This is a genomic window from Burkholderia sp. SIMBA_051 (assembly GCF_046534915.1).
In the GTDB taxonomy this organism is placed as follows: Bacteria; Pseudomonadota; Gammaproteobacteria; order Burkholderiales; family Burkholderiaceae; genus Burkholderia; species Burkholderia ambifaria.
In genome coordinates, this window is sequence record NZ_JAWRXS010000844.1 from 1 (window position 1) to 238 (window position 238).

Below are 238 nucleotides of genomic sequence, written 5' to 3' on the forward strand. Positions count from 1 at the left end.
GGCGAAGTGGAGCGCCAGCCTTTATGATCTGATCCAGGCCTATGGCCAGATCCGCGCGCGTAACCAGCCGGTGGTGCATATGGTCGCGGTGCGGCCGGTCATGACCCTGGACGAGGCGATCCAGCGGGTGAGCGCGCTGGTCGGGTCGGCGCTCGACTGGACGACTCTTGAATCCTTCCTGCCCGACGATCGCGACGGACCGATGGCGAAATCGGCGCTGGCCAGCAGCTTCGTGGCG

The 238-nt window shown here is 66.4% G+C and carries 1 protein-coding gene; it reads left to right on the forward strand.

Going from position 1 to position 238, the window contains the following annotated elements; genetic code table 11:
• A partial coding sequence (locus SB771_RS36835) for a hypothetical protein (RefSeq protein WP_410722263.1) occupies nucleotides 1-238 on the forward strand: 238 nt, incomplete at both ends.